Source organism: Parageobacillus sp. VR-IP (assembly GCF_013357975.1).
In the GTDB taxonomy this organism is placed as follows: domain Bacteria; phylum Bacillota; class Bacilli; order Bacillales; family Anoxybacillaceae; genus Saccharococcus; species Saccharococcus caldoxylosilyticus.
The window spans coordinates 833,506-854,661 of the sequence record NZ_JABVYQ010000001.1; the positions used below are offsets into that span (position 1 = coordinate 833,506).

Annotated in this window: 16 protein-coding genes and 2 pseudogenes; 14 read left to right on the forward strand and 4 right to left on the reverse strand. The window is 43.2% G+C overall.

Annotated elements, in window-relative coordinates:
• Positions 1-3: 3 nt before the first annotated feature.
• Entirely contained in the window at positions 4-906 is a 903-nt protein-coding gene (gltC, locus tag HT574_RS04335; RefSeq protein ID WP_175243582.1) for a glutamate biosynthesis transcriptional regulator GltC, read from the reverse strand.
• Between the two features lie 126 nt (positions 907-1,032).
• Here gltC and gltB point away from each other — a divergent pair, with 126 nt between their 5' ends.
• The 7 genes from gltB to HT574_RS04370 all read left to right on the forward strand — a co-directional run bounded on the left by gltB (position 1,033) and on the right by HT574_RS04370 (position 13,421).
• A complete protein-coding gene (gene gltB, locus HT574_RS04340; protein ID WP_175243583.1) occupies positions 1,033-5,592 on the forward strand; it encodes a glutamate synthase large subunit in 4,560 nt (1,519 codons plus the stop codon).
• A gap of 54 nt (positions 5,593-5,646) precedes the next feature.
• Positions 5,647-7,128, forward strand: a complete 1,482-nt coding sequence (locus HT574_RS04345) for a glutamate synthase subunit beta (protein WP_175243584.1) — start codon at positions 5,647-5,649, stop codon at positions 7,126-7,128.
• Positions 7,129-7,555: 427 nt separating this feature from the next.
• A complete protein-coding gene (locus HT574_RS04350; protein ID WP_375154082.1) occupies positions 7,556-9,073 on the forward strand; it encodes a sigma-54-dependent Fis family transcriptional regulator in 1,518 nt (505 codons plus the stop codon).
• A 180-nt stretch (positions 9,074-9,253) separates the two neighbouring features.
• Positions 9,254-10,246, forward strand: a complete 993-nt coding sequence (locus HT574_RS04355; RefSeq protein ID WP_175243586.1) for a thiamine pyrophosphate-dependent dehydrogenase E1 component subunit alpha — start codon at positions 9,254-9,256, stop codon at positions 10,244-10,246.
• 29 nt (positions 10,247-10,275) lie between these two features.
• Positions 10,276-11,310: an alpha-ketoacid dehydrogenase subunit beta gene (locus tag HT574_RS04360; protein WP_175243587.1), complete on the forward strand. Its 1,035-nt coding sequence runs from the start codon at positions 10,276-10,278 to the stop codon at positions 11,308-11,310.
• Between the two features lie 91 nt (positions 11,311-11,401).
• Positions 11,402-12,631, forward strand: coding sequence for a dihydrolipoamide acetyltransferase family protein (locus HT574_RS04365; RefSeq protein ID WP_175243588.1), 1,230 nt, complete (start codon positions 11,402-11,404; stop codon positions 12,629-12,631).
• Positions 12,632-12,965: 334 nt separating this feature from the next.
• On the forward strand, positions 12,966-13,421 hold the full coding sequence (locus HT574_RS04370) for an OsmC family protein (RefSeq protein ID WP_175243589.1): 456 nt from the start codon (positions 12,966-12,968) through the stop codon (positions 13,419-13,421).
• Positions 13,422-13,883: 462 nt separating this feature from the next.
• Here the strand turns inward: HT574_RS04370 and HT574_RS20180 are convergent, their stop codons facing one another.
• On the reverse strand, positions 13,884-14,009 hold the full coding sequence (locus HT574_RS20180) for a hypothetical protein (RefSeq protein ID WP_256410093.1): 126 nt from the start codon (positions 14,007-14,009) through the stop codon (positions 13,884-13,886).
• A 244-nt stretch (positions 14,010-14,253) separates the two neighbouring features.
• Between HT574_RS20180 and HT574_RS04375 the strand changes: the two genes are divergently transcribed.
• On the forward strand, positions 14,254-14,394 hold the full coding sequence (locus HT574_RS04375; RefSeq protein WP_160299171.1) for a hypothetical protein: 141 nt from the start codon (positions 14,254-14,256) through the stop codon (positions 14,392-14,394).
• Positions 14,395-14,681: 287 nt separating this feature from the next.
• Here HT574_RS04375 and HT574_RS04380 read toward each other — a convergent pair whose 3' ends face one another.
• Positions 14,682-15,164 carry a hypothetical protein gene (locus HT574_RS04380; RefSeq protein ID WP_175243590.1) on the reverse strand — a complete coding sequence of 161 codons (483 nt, stop codon included), beginning with the start codon at positions 15,162-15,164 and terminating at the stop codon, positions 14,682-14,684.
• Between the two features lie 632 nt (positions 15,165-15,796).
• Here HT574_RS04380 and HT574_RS04385 point away from each other — a divergent pair.
• Together HT574_RS04385 and HT574_RS04390 are read left to right on the forward strand one after the other, a co-directional pair.
• Positions 15,797-16,138 (forward strand): hypothetical protein, encoded by a 342-nt coding sequence (locus HT574_RS04385; RefSeq protein ID WP_052351449.1) that lies wholly within the window; start codon positions 15,797-15,799, stop codon positions 16,136-16,138.
• Positions 16,139-16,399: 261 nt separating this feature from the next.
• Positions 16,400-17,017 (forward strand): annotated as a pseudogene (locus HT574_RS04390) (DUF2238 domain-containing protein).
• Between the two features lie 28 nt (positions 17,018-17,045).
• Here HT574_RS04390 and HT574_RS04395 read toward each other — a convergent pair.
• A pseudogene (locus HT574_RS04395) lies at positions 17,046-17,925 on the reverse strand (IS982 family transposase).
• A 233-nt stretch (positions 17,926-18,158) separates the two neighbouring features.
• Between HT574_RS04395 and HT574_RS04400 the strand changes: the two are divergent.
• From HT574_RS04400 to HT574_RS04415, 4 genes are all read left to right on the forward strand, one after another.
• On the forward strand, positions 18,159-18,572 hold the full coding sequence (locus HT574_RS04400) for a BlaI/MecI/CopY family transcriptional regulator (RefSeq protein ID WP_175243591.1): 414 nt from the start codon (positions 18,159-18,161) through the stop codon (positions 18,570-18,572).
• A 934-nt stretch (positions 18,573-19,506) separates the two neighbouring features.
• Positions 19,507-19,851 carry a DoxX family protein gene (locus HT574_RS04405; RefSeq protein WP_217499367.1) on the forward strand — a complete coding sequence of 115 codons (345 nt, stop codon included), beginning with the start codon at positions 19,507-19,509 and terminating at the stop codon, positions 19,849-19,851.
• Positions 19,852-19,951: 100 nt separating this feature from the next.
• Complete coding sequence (locus HT574_RS04410) at positions 19,952-20,665, forward strand: DsbA family protein (protein WP_175243592.1); 714 nt, start codon at positions 19,952-19,954, stop codon at positions 20,663-20,665.
• Entirely contained in the window at positions 20,658-21,059 is a 402-nt protein-coding gene (locus HT574_RS04415) for a disulfide oxidoreductase (protein ID WP_175243593.1), read from the forward strand. The genes HT574_RS04410 and HT574_RS04415 overlap by 8 nt, the downstream gene beginning before the upstream one ends.
• Positions 21,060-21,156 lie beyond the last annotated feature (97 nt).

A 21,156-nucleotide genomic window follows, 5' to 3' on the forward strand; every position in this document is an offset into this window, starting at 1 on the left:
TTTTTACTGATACCGCTCCAACCGGGCGAAAAAGTCTTTCACAAACCGATAAAACACTTTGACCGACGGCGCCAGTTCGTGATGATCGGAAACAATGATGCCAACGTTTCGCTTGACTTGCGGCATTTCGATCGGCACTTTGACGGCAAAGCGCAATACCGTTTCATAAAAGGCGCTTTCCGGAAGCAGGGTGACGCCGATTCCCGCCGAGACAAGCCCTTTGATTGCATCCAAATCTTCTCCTTCTGACGAGATGACCGGGGAAAATCCGGCCTGATGGCAAGCATCAAGCACAATTTGATGCAGCACATACCCTTCTGGAAACGTGACGAACGGATCGTTGCGTAGCTCGTTTAGCACTAAACTGCTTCGCTTGGCGAGCGGATGATTGCTTGGAAGAAGAGCGGCAAACGTTTCTGAAAACAAAATCTCCCCTTTAATGCCCTGTTCGCCAGTTGGAACAGGTCCGAGAAACGCCAAATCGATTTCTCTTTTTTTCACCGCTTCGATTAAATACCGGTACGCCCCTTGCCGCAGGTGAAACGCCACGTTTGGATGCTCTTCTTTAAAGGCGGAGATGACCATCGGCATCGTATGGCTGGCAAGGCTCGTCGGGAAGCCGATTTTGATTGTTCCGCGCTCAGGATCCAAATATTCTTCGATTTGCTGCTTGGCGTATTCGATCGCTTTGAGCGCCGTCTCGACATGCGGCAAAAAATGGCGGCCGACAGGGGTGAGTTTGACGTTTCGTCCTTCCCGCTCAAACAATTGGACGCCAAGTTCTGCTTCCAAATTTGCAATTTGCCGGCTGATGGCGGATTGGGCGACATGCAGCGCTTCCGCCGCTTCGGAAACGTGTTCCCGCTTCGCTACCTCCACGAAATATTGCAGCTGTCTCAGTTCCATTTTTCTCTCCCCTCCCTGCCATTTATCGCAAAATGAGATGGATTTAATCTAAATTATATATTGTTTATATTATTTTTGAAAATTACAATGATTATTACAGAGAAATCGGAACGGGAGGGAAGCAGCATGAAACATTACGGACTGCCAAAAGCACAAGGGCTTTATCGCCCTGAATTTGAACATGATGCGTGCGGGATCGGTTTTTATGCACATTTAAAAGGGAAGCCGTCTCACGACATTATCAAAAAAGCGCTGCATATGCTGCGCCAGCTTGAACACCGCGGCGGACAAGGAAGCGATCCGCGAACGGGCGACGGCGCGGGAATTATGGTACAAATTCCGCATGAATATTTCCGAGTGGCGTGCGGAAAAATGAATCTTCCGCCAAAAGGGCGCTACGGCGTCGGCATGGTGTTTTTGCCGGAAGATGAGGAAAGACGGGCGTATTATGAAACAGAGTTTAATAAAATCGTTGAAAAAGAGGGACAGACGCTGTTAGGGTGGCGTACTGTGCCTGTAAATATCGAAAAACTTGGAAAACTTGCAAAACAAAGCAAGCCATTTATCCGCCAAGTATTTATCGCAGCAAGCGACGATCTTACCGATGAACTTGCGTTTGAGCGGAAATTGTACGTGATTCGCAAACAAGCGGAAAAACTCGTTGAGAATAATGAATGCTATTTTGCAAGTCTTTCGAGCCGGACGATTGTCTATAAAGGGTTGCTTACTCCGGAACAATTGGATGAGTTTTACGTCGATTTGCAAGATGAACGGTTCCGCTCGGCGTTTGCCCTCGTTCACTCCCGCTTTAGCACCAACACGTTCCCTAGCTGGGAAAGAGCGCATCCAAACCGCTATTTAATTCATAACGGCGAAATCAATACGCTGCGCGGCAACGTCAATTGGATGATGGCGCGCGAAAAGCAGTTTGTATCGGAGCTGTTCGGCGATGATTTGCAAAAAATTACGCCGATTTTGGATACGAACGGCAGCGACTCGTCGATTTTAGACAATGCATTCGAATTTTTTGTCCTAGCAGGGAAAAAGTTGGCGCATGCGGCGATGATGCTGATTCCGGAGCCATGGTTTTGGGATGAGGAAATGGATGAGGCGAAAAAAGCGTTTTACGAGTACCATAGCTGCCTGATGGAGCCATGGGACGGGCCGACAGCAATTTCGTTCACGGACGGAAAGCAGATCGGTGCGATTTTGGACCGCAACGGGCTGCGGCCAGCGCGTTATTATGTGACGAAAGATGACTATATTATTTTCTCGTCGGAAGTCGGCGTCATCGATGTCGATCCGAACAATATCCTCTATAAAGACCGGCTGAGCCCGGGGAAAATGCTGTTAGTCGATTTAGAACAAGGGCGGATTATTTCCGATCAGGAAATCAAAGGAGAAATCGCCAAAGAGAAGCCATACCGCCAATGGCTTGACGAGCAAATGATTGCTCTTTCTGACCTTGACATTCCGGAAACGGTAAAACCGGTCGACAACCTTGTGACGTTGCAAAAAGCGTTCGGCTATACGTATGAAGATGTCGAAAAAATGATCATCCCGATGGTGACGGAAGGGAAAGATCCGACCGGCGCGATGGGGATGGATGCGCCGCTGGCTGTTCTGTCCGACCGTCCGCAAAGCTTGTTTAACTACTTTAAACAACTGTTTGCGCAAGTGACGAATCCACCGATTGATGCGATTCGCGAATATATCGTGACATCGACGATGACGCTTCTCGGCAAAGAAGGGGATATTTTACATCCAGATGCATCGGCAGCCCGTCGCATTCGTTTGGAGACGCCGATTCTTTCCAATGAGGAACTGGCAGCGTTAAAATCCAATCCGTATCCGGAATTTGCCTGTGTGACGCTTCCAACGCTATTTACTGATGATTTAAAACAGGCGCTTGATGAGCTGTTTGCCAAAGCTGACGAAGCAATGGAAAACGGTGCGACGCTTCTTGTCTTGTCTGACCGCGGTGTGAATGAAAAACATGTCGCGATTCCGACATTGCTTGCCACGAGCGCCCTTCATCAATACCTCGTCCGCAAAGGGACACGGACGAACGTAAGCATCATTGTTGAAAGCGGCGAAGCGCGGGAAGTGCATCACTTCGCGGCTTTAATCGGGTATGGCGCTGACGCGGTAAATCCATATTTGGCGCTTGAGACGATCCGCCAGGAAGTGGAAAAAGGCAATGTGGCGCTGTCGTATCGCGATGCGGTGCGTAAATATATCAAAGCCGCTACCGACGGTGTCGTGAAAGTGATGTCGAAAATGGGCATTTCGACGGTGCAAAGCTACCGCGGCGCGCAAATTTTTGAAGCGGTCGGCATTGGCGAAGAAGTGATCGAGCAATACTTCACCGGTACGGCATCGCAAATCGGCGGCATCGGTCTTGCTGAAATCGCCAAGGAAGCGAAAATGCGACACGAAGCAGCCTTCTATACATCTTACCAAGACGGCACGCTAGAGACGGGCAGCGAGCTGCAATGGCGGCGAAACGGGGAACATCATGCGTTCAACCCGAAAACGATCCATCTGCTTCAATGGGCATGCCGGAAAAATGATTATGAGTTGTACAAACAATATTCAAAATTGGCAAATGAAGAATGTATGACGTTTTTGCGGAATTTGTTTGAATTTGATGAAACAAGAACCCCGGTTCCAATCGAAGAGGTCGAACCGGTTGAATCGATCGTGCGCCGCTTTAAAACCGGTGCGATGTCTTACGGTTCGTTAAGCCAGGAAGCTCATGAAGCGCTGGCGATCGCGATGAACCGCATTGGCGGAAAAAGCAACAGCGGCGAGGGAGGCGAAGATCCAAACCGCTACGTCAAGGATGCAAACGGCGACTGGCGCCGAAGCGCAATCAAGCAGGTTGCATCGGGCCGCTTTGGCGTCAAAAGCCATTATTTAGTCAACGCCGATGAATTGCAAATCAAAATGGCGCAAGGGGCAAAACCTGGCGAAGGCGGACAATTGCCGGCCAATAAAGTATATCCGTGGATTGGCAAGGTGCGCGGCTCGACGCCGGGAGTCGAGTTGATTTCGCCGCCGCCGCACCATGACATTTATTCGATCGAAGATTTGGCACAGCTTATTTACGATTTGAAGAACGCCAATAAAGACGCGCGCATCAGCGTGAAACTCGTGGCGAAAGCAGGCGTCGGAACGATCGCCGCCGGCGTCGCGAAAGGAAACGCCGACGTGATTGTCATCAGCGGCTATGACGGCGGCACCGGCGCATCGCCAAAAACGAGCATTAAGCACGCGGGGCTGCCGTGGGAGCTCGGTCTTGCCGAAACGCATCAGACGTTGATGTTAAACGGCTTGCGCGACCGCGTCGTCTTGGAAACAGACGGAAAATTAATGACCGGCCGCGATGTCGTCATGGCTGCCTTGTTTGGCGCCGAAGAATTCGGCTTTGCGACTGCTCCGCTTGTCGTTTTAGGCTGTGTGATGATGCGAGCGTGCCATCTCGATACATGCCCGGTCGGCGTGGCGACGCAAAATCCGGAGCTGCGCAAAAAGTTTATGGGCAAACCGGAACATGTCGTCAACTTTATGTATTTTGTCGCCCAAGAAGTGCGTGAAATCATGGCTCAGCTCGGATTCCGCACCATCGATGAGATGGTCGGAAGAGTCGACGTCTTAAGAGTCGGCGAACGCGCGAAAAATCATTGGAAAGCGAAACATTTAGATTTATCGCGCCTTCTTTATCAAGCCGACGGACCGCGGACATTTGCCCGTCCGCAAAATCATCGTCTCGAACAAACGCTGGATTATACGGAAATTTTGCCGGCAGTCCGACCGGCGCTTGAACGGCAGGAAAAAGTCGAGCTTCATTTGCCGATTCGCAACGTGCACCGGACGGTCGGCGCGATGACAGGAAGCGAAATTTCGAAACGATACGGGGAAGAAGGGCTTCCAGAAGATACGATTCGCCTTCATTTCACTGGTTCGGCCGGACAAAGCTTTGCCGCTTTCGTGCCGAAAGGAATGACGCTCGAGCTCGTCGGCGATGCGAACGACTATGTCGGAAAAGGTCTATCCGGTGGCAAAGTAATCGTTCGTCCGCCGCAAGACGCTCCGTTTGCTTCTGCGGATAACGTCATTATCGGCAACGTTGCTTTCTACGGGGCAACGAGCGGCGAAGCCTACATCCGCGGACGCGCCGGCGAGCGGTTCTGCGTGCGAAACAGCGGCGTCCACGCCGTTGTGGAAGGTGTCGGCGACCATGGCTGCGAGTACATGACAGGCGGACGCGTCGTCATTCTTGGTTCTGTCGGGAAAAACTTTGCGGCTGGAATGTCCGGCGGCATCGCCTACGTATTGGCGGATGAAGAAGACTGGCAAAAAACGGCCAATAAAGAATTGGTGCTGTTTGAACAGCTCGAGGGCGAACGGGAAATCAACGAAGTGCGTGAAATGATCATCAAACATTACCGCTACACGGGAAGCCGTAAAGCGTCTCATATTTTGGCCCATTGGGAAACATATGTCAGCAAATTTGTAAAAGTCATTCCGCGCAATTACAAATTGATGATCGAAACGATTCACACGCTCGAACAATCCGGGCTTTCGCAAGAGGAAGCAATGATGGCTGCGTTTGAAACGGTGGCGAAACGAAAAAAAGCCGCGGTAAGCGGAGTACACGTTTTGCAGGCGGTCGCGAAGTAATGCGATCGCTTCGCCACCGTTATTGGAATGGTACGGAAAAGGAGGGACACGATCATGGGAAAAGCAACCGGTTTTATGGAATATGCACGCGAGGAAGAAACGAAACGTGACCCGCTTTCCCGTCTTGGCGATTGGAAAGAATATACGTTTCCATTTTCCGAGGAAATGCTCGCACGGCAAGGAGCCCGTTGCATGGACTGCGGGACGCCGTTTTGTCATATGGGATTGGAATTAAACGGTCTGACGTCAGGATGTCCGATTCATAATTTAATTCCGGAATGGAACGATTTAGTCTACCGCGGCAGATGGAAAGAGGCGCTCGAGCGGCTACTGAAAACGAACAACTTCCCAGAATTTACCGGACGGGTTTGTCCGGCGCCATGTGAAGGCTCTTGTACGGTGGCGATTTCCGATCCCGCGGTTGCAATCAAAGGCATTGAGCGGGCGATTATCGATAAAGGATTTGCCGAAGGCTGGATTCAGCCGCGCATTCCGCAAAAACGCACCGGGAAAAAGGTGGCGATCGTCGGCTCCGGCCCTGCCGGCCTCGCCTGCGCCGACCAGCTCAATCAGGCGGGGCATTCGGTAACGGTGTACGAACGCGCGGATCGCATCGGCGGCCTGCTCATGTATGGCATTCCAAATATGAAGCTGGAAAAAGAAATTGTCGAGCGCCGCGTTCGGTTATTAGAAGCAGAAGGCATTACGTTTGTCACTAACACGGAAGTCGGCAAAGACATCACCGCCGATGAGCTGCGCGCGCAATATGACGCCGTCGTATTGTGCGTCGGCGCGCAAAAGCAGCGCGATCTTGCGATTGAAGGCAGAGAGCTTGAGGGCGTCCATTTTGCGATGGATTATTTGACCGGAGTCACAAAAAGCCTGCTTGATTCCAACTTTGCCGACGGCAACTTTATCGACGCGAAAGACAAGCGCGTCATTGTCATCGGCGGCGGTGATACAGGAGCGGACTGCGTCGCGACTGCATTAAGGCAAGGATGCAAAAGCGTCGTGCAGTTTGGCAAGCACCCGGCCCTGCCGCATGAACGCCGGAAAGATAACCCGTGGCCGCAGTTTCCGCTTGTCTTTACCCTCGATTACGCCTATGAAGAAGCGAAAGCGAAGTTCGGCGCCGATCCGCGGCAATATTGCATTCAAACGAAAAAAATCGTCGGCGACGAACACGGCCGCGTGAAAGAGCTGCACACGATCCAAATGGAAAAGATCATCGATGAAAACGGCAAAGCAGTATTTAAAGAAATTCCAGGCACCGAACAAGTGTGGCCGTGCGATTTAGTTTTCATCGCCATCGGCTTTGAAGGCCCGGAGCAGCCGGTGTTGAAACAGTTCGGCGTCGAAACGATCAACAACAAAGTCAAAGCGCCGTACGGGAAATATACAACGAACATCGAAGGAGTTTTCGCCGCTGGAGATGCCCGCCGCGGCCAAAGCTTAATCGTCTGGGCGATTCACGAAGGCCGGGAAGCGGCGAGAGAAGTCGACCGTTTCCTCATGGGAACGACGAATTTGCCATAATGGTAGGATTCCTCTTGAAAACAAGTTGTTTTCAAGAGGAATTTTTTATGTAAAAAACGAATGTAAACATTATCTAACGATATTAAGTGCTGGGAGGATGGATATGAATATCGTAGATCCATCTAGACGCGAAATTTGGCAGCGCTTTGTGCGTGAAGGAACATTGGATCATGCAAGGATGAACAAAAGAATTGCGGAATCATGGTATCTCTGCCGCCAGAAAAATGTGGACCCTTATGACGGAAAAGGAAAGATTATTTTAGAGCCTCATTTGCTAGCAGAAAGGAAAAAACGGAATCAAAGATTGCTTCAGATTGCCGTACCTATTTTAGAAAAGCTGCAAAAATATTTACAGGAAACAAAATCTATTTTTCTCCTTGTCGATCGAGAAGGATATGTTTTATATGCAAAGGGAAATAAACAAGCAATGAAAATGGCCGAAGGAATAAAATTTGTGGAAGGAGTAAAGTGGACAGAAGATGAGGTTGGGACAAATGCCATTGGCACGTCTTTGAGAATTTGCGAGCCAATTACGATTGTCGGCTTAGAACATTATTCCGTTGCTTCTCATCAATGGGTTTGTTCCGCAACACCTATTTATGACGAAAAGAGAGAATTTGTCGGAATTATCGACGTTTCATACCCCATCAATCATTATCCGTTTCACGACCATGTCCTAGCCACGGTTGTTGCCGCAGCATATACCATCGAACAACGATTCCACATGCAAGCGAAAGAAGATGAATTAGAGTTGTTTAAGTATGCTTGCAATATGGAAAATACCGATTCCCCCGTAGTTATATGTAATCATAAAGGGAGTATTGTCTGGGTTAATCATTGTTTACGCTCTTCCTTTTCAAACATGCTTAATCGATCACTAGAAGATGTTTGTGGTGATCATTGGGTGATAAAATCTAAGATTCCGATTTATTCTTCTATTCATCATGATGTTATTGGTTATCGAGTTACTCTTCAGAAGAAAAATAATGATTCCAAATTGGTTTCAACGACTTTTCATTTTGAAGGAGTAACCGGTAGGAGCATATCATTTGCAAATGTAATAAAGAGCTGTGAAAAGGTAGCGAAAACAGATGCTACTGTTCATATAACCGGAGAAACAGGAACAGGAAAAGAATTAATCGCCCGCGCTATTCATCAAAACAGCAAAAGAAAAAACAGGCCATTTGTTGCGATTAATTGCGGCGCAATACCGAAGGAACTGATTGGCAGCGAACTGTTTGGTTATGTGGAAGGGGCATTTACGGGGGCAAAACGTACAGGACATAAAGGAAAATTTGTTCAAGCAAACGGCGGAACCATTTTTCTCGATGAAATTGGCGAAATCTCTTTGGAAATGCAAATAGCGCTTTTACGGGTTTTGCAGGAAAGGGAAGTCGTTCCTATTGGCGGCACAAAACCAATTCCTATTGACGTAAGAGTAATAACGGCAACACACTGCGATTTATATCAATTAGTAAGAGAAGGAAAGCTAAGGGAAGATTTATTTTATCGCATTTATGTATATCCAATCAAAGTTCCGGCGTTAAGAGAACGAAAAGAGGATATACCATTTTTGATTCAGTATTATTGCCAGCAAAAGAATTGGTCTGTTTTCTTTCCTGATGAAGTGATCCAACTATTGATGACCTATCATTGGCCAGGAAATATTCGCGAATTATTTAACGTGTTGGAGCGAGTTCGAATTGAATACGGAGATCATATTCCTTCTATTCCAGAACTCCGATCGATGTTCATTGGCTGGGAAAGTCAGGAAGAAAATATGGAGTCAGGTCAAGAAACTTTATCTTATCGTGAACAGATTGAAAAAAATCATATGATGGATATCCTGCAGAAAACAAAAGGCAATATTGCTCAAGCAGCCGCTGAGTTAAATATTCCTCGCAGTACATTTTACCGGAAATTAAAGAAATATCATTTGATATGAGACAAAATGAGAAAGAATGAGAAAAAATGAGAAAAAATGAGATTAGTCCGAATTTGTCTTTTCAAAAACGCTTACAACCATATTTTTGTAAGCGTTTTTTTTATTGGCACACTCCTTGCATGGTTAATAAAGCGAGAAGATTTCATTTTCATTCATCACACTCATAAGGAGGATGGAAGGATGACAGTGACAAAACCGGAATCCAAGAGTTTTACGAGAGAAAAAGCAAAATGGATGTATCAGAAAATGTGTGAAATTTGTCAGTTTGAGGACAAAGTTCATGAAATCTTCAGCAGAGGAATTTTGCCAGGATTTGTTCATTTATATGCTGGTGAGGAAGCAGTAGCGGTAGGGGTTTGTGCTCATTTGAATGAAAAAGACTATATTACGAGTACGCATCGCGGACACGGCCACTGTATTGCAAAAGGCTGTGATTTGAACGGTATGATGGCGGAGATTTATGGAAAAGCTACAGGATTATGCAAAGGAAAAGGGGGATCCATGCATATTGCCGATGTGGAAAAGGGAATGCTTGGTGCCAATGGCATAGTCGGTGGCGGATTTCCTTTAGCGGTTGGAGCTGGTTTGACGGCGAAACTGAAGAAAACCGGTGCTGTTGCCGTTTGTTTCTTTGGCGATGGGGCGAATAATCACGGTACATTTCATGAAGGAATCAATCTTGCGGCTATTTGGAAATTACCAGTTGTTTTTGTGGCGGAAAACAATGGCTATGCTGAAGCAACTCCTTTCGAATATGCATCCAGCTGTAAAAACATTGCAGACCGGGCAGCCGCTTACAACATTCCAGGAGAGATGGTGGATGGCAAAGACGTGATTGCCGTATACGAAGCGGCAGAAAGAGCAATAACGAGAGCTCGCAACGGGGAAGGGCCAACTTTAATCGAATGTAAGACCTATCGAAACTATGGTCATTTTGAAGGAGATGCACAAACGTATAAATCAGCGGAAGAAAAAGAAAAACATTTAAAAGAATTAGATGCCATCGTAAAATTCCGGAACTATATTCTTTCCAAACATCTATTATCAGAACAAGAATTGCTTGAAATAGAACGGAATGTGGCGGAAACGATTGAGAAAGCAGTAGATTTTGCGGAAAAAAGCCCATTCCCGGCGGAAGAAGATCTTTTAAAAGATGTTTATGTATCCTATTAATCATAAAAGTAAGGAGGCAAATAACCATTATGACAAGAACCATTTCTTTCTCAGAAGCAATTAATGAGGCAATGAAGCTCGCGATGCGCAAAGATGAAAATGTTATTTTGTTGGGAGAAGACGTAGCTGGCGGTGCAGCCGTTGATCATTTGCAAGATGAGGAAGCTTGGGGAGGAGTAATGGGCGTCACCAAAGGTCTTGTCCAAGAGTTTGGGAGAGAAAGAGTATTAGATACGCCGATTGCGGAAGCTGGATATATTGGGGCAGCGGTTACTGCGGCGGCTACGGGGTTAAGGCCGATTGCAGAATTGATGTTTAATGATTTTATCGGAAGTTGTTTAGATGAAGTAATGAACCAAGCGGCAAAACTCCGCTATATGTTTGGCGGAAAGGCGAAAGTACCTTTAACCATACGAACGATGCACGGTGCCGGATTTCGCGCGGCTGCGCAACATTCACAAAGCCTGTACGCGATTTTCACCCATATACCAGGGCTAAAAGTCGTTGTTCCTTCTACCCCGTCCGATGCGAAAGGTCTTTTACTTACCTCGATTTTTGATGATGATCCTGTTATCTTTTTTGAAGATAAAACGCTTTATAACATGAAAGGAGAAGTGGAAGAAGGATTTTATACCATCTCTCTTGGAAAAGCAGATATTAAAAGAGAAGGAAATGATTTGACCATTGTGGCGATAGGAAAACAAGTGCATACGGCTTTAAAAGCAGCGGATCTGTTAAAAGCACGCGGAATGGAAACAGAGGTAATTGATCCAAGAACTTTATCCCCGCTGGATGAAGAAACCATTTTATCTTCGGTAGCTAAGACAGGTCGATTAATTGTGATTGACGAAGCAAATCCGAGATGTAGCGTAGCGGCAGATATTTCGGCTCTTGTGGCGGATAAAGGATTTGATTATTTAGATGCTCCGATTAAGATGGTTACTGCTCCGCACTGTCCTGTTCCTTTTTCACCAACATTAGAAGATCTTTACTTACCAACCCCAGAAAAAGTACTTCGTGCAGCAGCTGAAATAATAGGAGATGAAACGATTATAGCAGTTTAAATAAATCCAAGCGTGTTGCTAAAAGTGATTTCGATGTGGTTTATTTAGCAGCACGCATTCCTTGTACCAATCGAAAAGGGGAGAGATAGGAATGGCGGTTGAAATTTTCATGCCAAAGTTAGGAATGAGTATGAAAGAAGGAACGGTGGTAGAGTGGTTAAAGAAAAAAGGAGATAAAGTGAAAAGAGGGGAATCGATCGTTGTCATTAGTTCCGATAAGATTGAAACAGATATCGAAGCGCCGCAAGATGGGGTGTTATTAGATATTCTTGTTGAACAAGATGAAACGGTGGAAGTAGGAAAGGTAATTGGTTACATTGGTCAGGAAGGAGAACAGCCAGATGATCAGTCTAATGAAACACCGCAACAAGCAATACAAGAAGTAGCCGTTTCCGTTGGAACCATCGAGGCAAAAGCAACGTCTAGACATATGTTGCGCGTTTCTCCTGCCGCTAGAAAATTAGCCCGTGAAGCGGGAATCGATTTAAGTAATATTTCAGGTTCGGGGCCCAAGGGTAGAATTACACGGGCAGATGTAGAAAAAGCCATTCGATTAAAACAAACATCTTTACAGCTAGGAAATGAAAAGCAAACGATCGTAGAAACGAGTCCAATCACAACGGAACAAAAAGGTGTCAAGGTAAAACCGGTGACGGGGATGCGAAAAGTAATCGCGACAAGAATGTTTGCAAGCCTGCAGCAAACGGCTCAGCTAACGATTCATATGAAAGCGGATGTGACAGAATTACTTAAGCTACAGGGACAGATTAAAGAGGCTTTACAAGATGAACCGGATGTAAAGCTTACGATTACTGATTTTATCGCCCGTGCAACGATTTTAGCATTATGTATCCATAAACAAATGAACAGTCTTTACCAAGACGGGCATATTCATACGTATGATTCCGTGCATTTAGGAATTGCAGTCGCATTGGAGAACGGTCTAGTCGTTCCGGTCATCCCTTATGCAGAGAAACTTTCTTTAAAAGAAATTTCTAAAAAGATTAAGGAATTGAGCGTACGGGCAAGGGAAGGAAAATTAAGCAGCGAGGAAATGAGGGGCTCTACTTTTACCATTACAAGTCTCGGTGCTTATGGCGTCGAATTTTTTACACCAGTGTTAAATCCGCCGGAGATAGGAATTCTTGGGGTAGGAACGGTCACAGATACTCCGGTTTTTGTAGGAGATGCCATTCAGAAGAGAAAGATTTTACCGTTAAGTTTAACGTTTGATCATCAAGTGATCGATGGTGCCCCGGCTAGTCAATTTCTTGCCACCATTAAAAACTATCTAGAAAATCCATATAAAATATTATTATAGGTATTATATTTTAATTTAAAGAAAGAAAAAGAGACAGGAGTTTCTTATCATGGGTGCTTGGGAAAGAAAGTAATCTAGTTTCGGATTGCTTTCTTTTTCTTTTGATAAGGTGATGTGGATAGAAAGGAAATAAGTGGTTCATATTGCATAGTATCATAGTATAAATCATATCATTTTTCTTAATTAAATCGCTTTCCATGTATAAAATGTCCTTCATTGCTGGATTCGGAAAACAAGGAAATGTGAATTTGAAAATTTTTCTTTACACTCTACGGTTATTTTTTTATAATTTTATTAATTCCGATAAATTTACTTAACTAAAGGGGGAAAGGACATGGCTCAAGCTTCTACATTGGTTAAAGTCTCTGCTAAAGGTAAATGGGAATCGGGCGTCAAAACCAATATTTCTATACGAAATTTTCCTGCTTTTTCTATGGATGAACCAGCAGAATTAGGAGGGGTTGATGCAGCGCCAACTCCGCTGGAATATGTAGTTGCATCACTGTGCGGTTGTAATGGAGTGATGATTCCGTTAGTTGCCAAAGAATTAGGCTTTACTTTCTCGGGAATTGAGTTTGAAGCGACAGGCATTATTGATACCCGGGGGCTAATGGGGGAAGAAGGCGTTCGCACACATTTCCAAAAAGTTCGTTTCCAAGTAAATATACAAACCGAAGAAAGTGAAGAGAGAATCGAGCAACTGAAAAATGAAGTGGAAAGAAGATGTCCTGTGTTCAATCTTTTGCATGATGCTGGGGTTGAAGTGGATACAAAATGGAGCAAGAAATAAATACGATCATCTAAAAAAGGTCAATTGTGGGATCTTAAAATGAATAGAGCGAGAAAAAGGGGTGGTCCTTGCCATCTCTTTGTTTTTTCGTGCGCTCAGCTTAGGGATGCTGTTTGATGTATGATAGACACAACGAGTGGGAAAGTGTGGAAAAGGAGGCTTTCAGGGAATTAACCGCTGTGCCGGCGATGATTAATTTTTAACCTGTCATTGGAAACTTGCTTGTGAGCCTCCACGACTGAATTGAAAATTCTAGTCGGGGCATCCATTATCAGTACAGCTTTGCTCATGCTGTCAAACACCTATAGTGTTTGTCGCCTGACGCAAGCCAATGAATGAAGATAATTATAAAAAACAACCTTATCGAGTGTCCAAATTTATTAGGGAGCAAATGAGAGTTTCCATTTTGCCGAAAAAACCCGAGGCAATGTTGTCCTCGGATTTTGATTGCTGGATAAGTTGTTATACTTTCGGTGTACGGTGCTGGCCTTTGTTGTCGCTCATTCTTTTTTCCGTGGCAAGGTCTTCTGGAGTAGCCTTGACTTCAAGGTTTTTCATGCCTTCTTTCGTTTTTTTGTCCATCATCATCCCTCCTTGTTTGCAATTGTAGTTTTTTCTAATTTCGGGAGGGCTATGCAAAGGGATTGTTAAAATAGAGGGATATGGAAAAAGGGTTGCCGATAGAAGCCGATCATTTGCAAGGATGCTTATACAGCATAGCGAAAAAAGACCAATCTTCCATACGATTTACGCGAATTTAAAAGTATACGAACAACTTTTAAACGCATAAATTACCCATCTCATGGCGCAAACTACCTATGAGGTGAAAAAGATGAAAGAAAAAGAGCAATATTTCCCAGGTAGTGTTGTCGATATTAAAGACGAAGGAGAAGAATCAGCGGAGACCTATAAAAATTCTCTTTCGCAGGAGTTGGCAGAAGCGATACGGCGGGAAGAAGAGAAAAGTGATTGAGCGAAATTTCATGAAAAAACCTCTTCGGGTTGCGCTGAAGAGGTTTTCACGTTTTTGTTAATATGTAAATCGGAAATGACACCGGAAAATGGTGTGATATACCAACGTTTTTACCCATTATCATTCCTCATTCGCGCCCAAAATCGTACATTCATTCACACGGCAACCATCATGTCCTTCTATACAAAAGGATCAAGGTATGAATTTACTTGTTCATTTAACAGGGATCATTAGAAGAAGAAAATCCAAAACAAAAAGGTTGGATCAGAGCGCCAACCTGTTAAATATTAATAAGCATTGTATTCCCCGCTTTGCTGCTCACTTCCAGCAGGGAACGAGATTCCCATCGATTTTAATGCTGCTTTAGTTTGAGATAAATAAGATTCTGCTTGGTTTTGCCATTGGATAATCAGTTTAATAAAAGGCTTGAAATCTGGAGTAGCATTATCCTCCATTATTTTTAATCCTTCACGAACTTTTTTATCCCGGTTTTCTGCATTAATGATACAGGCGGTCATTGTTTGTACAATAGATTGTTGTTGCTCACCATTTGCTAGTCTTTGAGCTGAACCCACTGCCGTGACACGATGATAAGAAGCAGGAACTAGATGGTTATGCATCTCACTACTACCTTTTAAGTCTTTCGTTTGTGGGATATGAAAAAGCTGACTACTCATGGCACATACCATTTCTTCTGCGTATAAACTTCGCTGTAACAAAATTAAAATTTGTGTCCATGAATTAACTCGATACAAATAGTTAAAATGCAAAAAAATCAACTCCTTTTTGATAAAATAGAACTCCCTATCCTCATTTTTATGAATAAAACTCGAAGTTAATGTAAATTTGTGTGAAATAAAATGATGACTTCTCCATATTGTTTATCTTTCTTCATCCATGATAAATAATTATCTCGATGACGAATGCCTAATTCCTCCGCCATTACAACGACTGATCCCTCGTTCTCTAGCACTCATCGAATTGCTTCTAGTTTAATTTTTTCTGATGATGATATGCTATTCCCCCCTTAACCCATACATTCTAGCTGTCGAGATAACATTGTGTCATTGCACGGACACTGTTCGAAGATGGAGAAGATACTTAAAAATGACATGCAAAACAGGGATGAGATGTTAAGTTGTGTCAATAAATAGAATGAAATTTATACAATCTATGGTGCTAGTTAAACTCTATTGTTCCACTCGCACAAAAGCAACCAAATCAAAACAGGTACTTTTTCTAAATGATTCGTTCAGAGGCTGTAGGTTTTAGCTTTCAATGCTTCCCAAGCAAACTCCCTATTTATTAAAAATAGATGATTAACAGGGGACAAGTACATAATCACGTTTGGAAGCGAAACATATATTACTGGTACCAAAAGAAAAAAGGAGGAAATACCCTTATGGGGAAACACCATAAAGAAGATTACCATGATGATCAGGAAGAATTAAAAGAAGCAATCTCTGTTAAACACGACAAAGACGGTCTTACAATTTATATCAACATTTACAACAATAATAATCTTGCAAACCAAGGAGGTAAAGCTGGTAATAAACAAGCAGCAGAGACCGGCGGACAGATCAATGGAAAAGGGCCGAACGCAAATCAAGGCGGACAGATCGCGAAAGAAGGCGGGCAGAACGCAAACCAAGAGGGACAAATCGCGAAAAATGGCGGAGAGAATGATTTAGTCGAAAAAAATAAAACTAAAATTGGAACCGAAACAAACACGGATGAAGTTTAAGGTGAAGTTTAAGGTGGATATGCCGTAAGGGGATCGGGGCGACCACAACTATTGGATTGTCGAAGGTGGGTCGTTACCGTCCTTTTTCTTTTTCTATTTTTAACGAAGGATATTCAGGCATTTTTTGTTTGTTTAACTAAACCAGTTTTTACAACTAAATTCGTTTATTCTTTGGGCAACGAGGACGATATATGTACTGCATGAAAATTGTTTTTGGTGAAATACTGTAAGTAAAGCGCCTCCCCTAAAGGAGTGAATAACGTGAGAAACGGTGGAAGTAGAAAAATTCATCTATTTTTACTATTGGTTGTTATTGCCGTTTTTATTTGATCAGCAATTAAACCGACCAGTTACCTGAAATGGGCGTTAGAGGTTAGTCCTGCCGTTATCGGTTTGATCATTGTCATCGCAGCATACAATAAATTCCGTTTCACCACACTCTCTTATGTCATTATTGCTATTCTAGCCATAAGTATGTTCGTCGGTGGTCATTATATCTATTCCAAAGTCCCTCTTTTTGATTGGATCAAAGACACTTATGATTTAAAGCGAAATCATTACGACCGATTTGGGCATTTGCTTAAAGGCTTATTTGCGATTGTGCTGAGAGAAATTTTACTGCGAAAAACTCCATTAACAAAAGGGTCTTGGTTAGTTAACATTGTCCTAAGTATGTCGCTAGCCATCGCTGCTTTGTACGAAATTATCGAATGGTTAGTTTTTAAAATAAGCAAGGGAGGAGAAGCGTCCAAAAACTTTTTAGAAATCCAAGGTGATATTTGGGATACACAATGGGATATGTTATGCTGCTTGATCGGTTCGATTGTTGCATTGCTCATCTTTTCTAAACTACATAACAAGCTGTTAAAAAAGAAATAATAAAAGAACCCGTGGTGCTAGTTGAGTCTTAACGCTCAACTAGCCCAAGAACAACAAAGGGAGTAGGCCAGTAAAATATCATCCAGTGCCGTTTCAAATCCAGAAATCGAGTTCGCTCGAATCTCGGTGATCCGATACGAATCGACTAAAATCGAAAACACGGTTTCCATCACTTTGCATTTTCGTTTCACTCACTGTTTCCATGCGTCGGATTGGTGAATTCGCTGATTTTTTCGAACGGGCGTCCAAAAAGCGACTCGATGCTCTTCGTACAGCTTCTTTTGTAGTTTTTGACTGATGTATCCTTTGTCACCGAGGTTATATGGATGTGGAATTTGCGTCATGACGGTTTCAGCGGCCACCCGATCGTGACAAGACGCTTCAGTAACGACATATCCCATCGAAAGCCCTTGATCGGTGACCTGCAGGTGAAGTTTCAACCCATCAAAAGTGATCCTTTTAGAAGCACAATAGCCAATATCGGCGATTCCACGAAACCGTTTGACGCGATACATTCGGGCTGAATGACACAGCTCGATCGGCAAGCTGTCCACAACCGCATACGCATGGTGTTGCCTGCGCTTGGCCAGCTGGTGCCGAATCCACTTGATCGTAAAGCTAAGCGCTCGGCAGCGACGGTTGTACCGAGAACGTTCAGGGAACAAGGCCTTGGGAAACAAATTCCCGATCACAAACCGGTGCCAAGTCCGTTCGGAAGTGAAGCCTAACAACTTTCCAAGGACATGGATGGTGATAATGACTTCGTCTTTCTGTTTCAACAAATGACGATTTCGGCGTTGAAGATGAATCTGGACACTCGATAGTTGAGCCGATACAAAAAGCAAAATCGATGCATATTGTTTTTGAAGTTTGGCACGATCTGTTGTAAAATGAAAGTGCTCTTGCATAGGAACTTCTCCTTTTGATGTTTGGTCGCACTTTCATTTTAAGGAGATCCTCATGCAGGGCTATTTTTTATGCTTGTCTGATTTTATCTAGCACCACGGGTTTATACATGCTATACTTATACTTTTAAGGATCTTTCTGACCAGTTCCCTTTTTCTGTTGGGCTGTTTCTAGAATGAATCCTTGACTCCATAAACACCTTACACTACAATGGTTAGTGTGAGGTGTTTCTACGATGAAAATACAAAATTTCAAATTTAATGAGAGGGGTTTGAACCGCTTTTTTGGTCCGCTTGAAGCAAAGATTATGGATGTTTTGTGGAACGGGGCGGAAATGAGTATTAAAGATGTTCAACGGGTGCTAGAAAGAGAAAAGCCTATTAATTTTAATACGGTTATGACAGTAATGAATCGGTTAGTCGAAAAGGGAATTCTGCAAAAAAGAGTAGAAGGCAGGACCTCTTTATATCAACCTGTCCTTTCAAAAGAGGAGTTTTTTGACATACAATCAAAAGAATTGGCTCATGAGCTCATTGACGAATTCGGTTCTCTCGTTGTGAATCATATGTTGGATGCATTAGAAGAAGCGGATCAGGAGCTTATTGAAAAGTTGGAGCAAAAAATAAAAGAATTAAAAAAGGAAAGATAATGTATGTCGAAAAATCGGTCAAGAGTGATTTTTATAACGTGTACATGTATTGCGGGAACCATTCTTTTTCAAATGGGAATGTACGTACTGTATGTTTTGTTGGGCTGGGACCCACAAAGTTTAACCTTATTCAAGTATGCCATAGTGTGGCAAGGTCTCTTGGATTGTCTTCAGTGGAATACATGTTAGATGCTCTAGTTTTTTATACTGTATTTTTATCTATCTGGGAGATTGGAAAGCAGCTTTTTGCAGCTAACAAAAAAGGTTTGCTGTATACCGACACGAACAGCTGACTCAGGAAATCAATCGTAAATATAACGAGGGAAATCAAGATTTTACGGTAATATCTTGCCTAGCTCCAATCGCGGTTACAATGGGATTTCTAAATCCCAAAATTATACTTTCAACAGGGTCTGTTCAATCTTCTGGATAAAAATGAGTTAGAGGCGGCCATTTATCACGAGTTGTATCATAAAAAACATAGGGCCCCTTTAAAATTATTTTTATTGTCCCTATTTGCTTCGATTTTAAAGTGGTTTCACCAAAAGTATAAAATTATAAGAGAAGTTTTAGCTGACACTATGCCATCAATAGGCAGGGAACTCCAATGGATTTAGGCAGTGCCTTATTAAAGATGTTGAAAACAGTTAATCGAGCAAACATGCCTTTTTCATATGTCTTGTTTGCAGATGCATCAGCCAATTACAGGATTAAATATATACTTGACCCTCAAACTGAAATTCCTTTAAAGCTTCCGTTTATGCTAACCATTACGTCCATCTATGTATTTTGTTTCTCATTACTTTATTTTAAATTTTTCAATGAATTGCACTACATAATGTAGTTTATAGTAAAGAAAAAGAGGTGGAAATAAAATGATTAAAAACTTAGATTAGGCTCTTTCATTATCCGTCTAGTGCTAGGTATAATTTTATTGGTTCATGGATTTACGAAATTTCAAGGCGGTATCGAAAATACGGCAGGCTTTTTTAGTAGCATAGGATTACCTGGATTTTTGGCTTATCTAGTAGGGGAAGTTGAACTGATTGGCGGAATTCTTTTAATACTTGGTTTAGGAACACGAATCATTGCGGGTGCCTTTGCCGCAATTATGGTAGGAGCGATCTTTACGGTAAAACTGAAGAGTGGTTTTGTTGGAGGATATGAATTCGAATTGGCCTTGCTAGCTATGTCTTTACACCTTTTGTTTAGCGGTAATCAGTTCTTTGCGATGGATAATGTATTCGTGCGCCGCAAATCTGAAAATCAGAGTACGTAATTTTACCAATCTTTCATTATTGTTTGTTCCAGAATAAATTTTTAAGTTTTGTGATTACTTTATGCATGGTCTTGAAAAAGTATCCGAAGGAGGTAAATACGTGTCAAAGTCGAAGAAAAACAAGAAAAAATCAATATCTACATCCAATCCATTATCCAAATGGATTGTCTGGGTTGTTGGTTTATTTAGTGTATGTGTTGTGCTCGGTATCATTTTTTGGGGGAATTTATCTAAAAAAGAAACAGCCATTGATTATGAAGGTCAGCCTTACTTAGGAAGGGAATCAGCTCCAGTTAAAATTGTTGAGTTCGGCGATTATAAATGCCCAGTTTGTAAGAACTTTAACGAATCGTTCTTTCCTCTGATTGAGAAGGAATTCATTGAAACGGGTAAAGCTAAATTTTATTTTATGAACTATTCGTTTATCAATGTAGACTCTATTCGTGCCGCCCAATTTGCAGAAGCGGTCTATCGAGAACTTGGAAACGATACATTCTGGAAATTTCATGAACTTTTATATAGCAAGCAGCCGGAAGATACGAAATATGAAAAAATGGATATTTTTACAGAATCCTTCCTTGAAGACACTTTAAAAGAAGTTGCCAGCGATAAGGAAACGGAAAAAGTGGTGAAAGCCTTCAAAGAAAACCAGTCTAAAGACGCTTGGGAAAAAGATATGTCTTATGCAAATAAACTGGGGGTTACTGGGACACCAACATTATTTATTAATGGAAAACAGTTTGAAGGAAAAACATTTGAGGATTTTAAAGAGATGGTAGAAGAAGCGGCAAAGGAGAAGCGTAGCAATGAATAAGCCGTTGATTTTTGCTTGGATTACAGCCATCATAGCTACATTAGGAAGCCTGTTTTTTAGCGAGGTTATGCACTTTGTCCCTTGTACTCTTTGTTGGTACCAGCGAATTTTAATGTACCCGTTGGCGATTTTGCTTGCAATCGCCCTCTACCGTAACGATCCAGCCATTTATAAGTATGTGCTTCCCTTTTCTATCATAGGAATGATCGTGTCAAGTTACCATTACGGCCTGCAAAAAATTCCTCTTCTAAAGAAATTTGAAATGTGTACAAGTGGAGTTCCATGTTCGGGACAATATATTAACTGGCTGGGATTTATTACGATTCCGTTGTTGGCATTCATCGCTTTTACCATTATTACGATCATGATGCTAATACTTCGGAAACAATCTTAATTAGGAAATAGTTCAATAAAAAAACGAATCAAATGCAAAAGGGGCTGAACCAAAAGCGCTTTATGTGCCTTTTGGAGTCAACCCCTTTCTTTTTGAA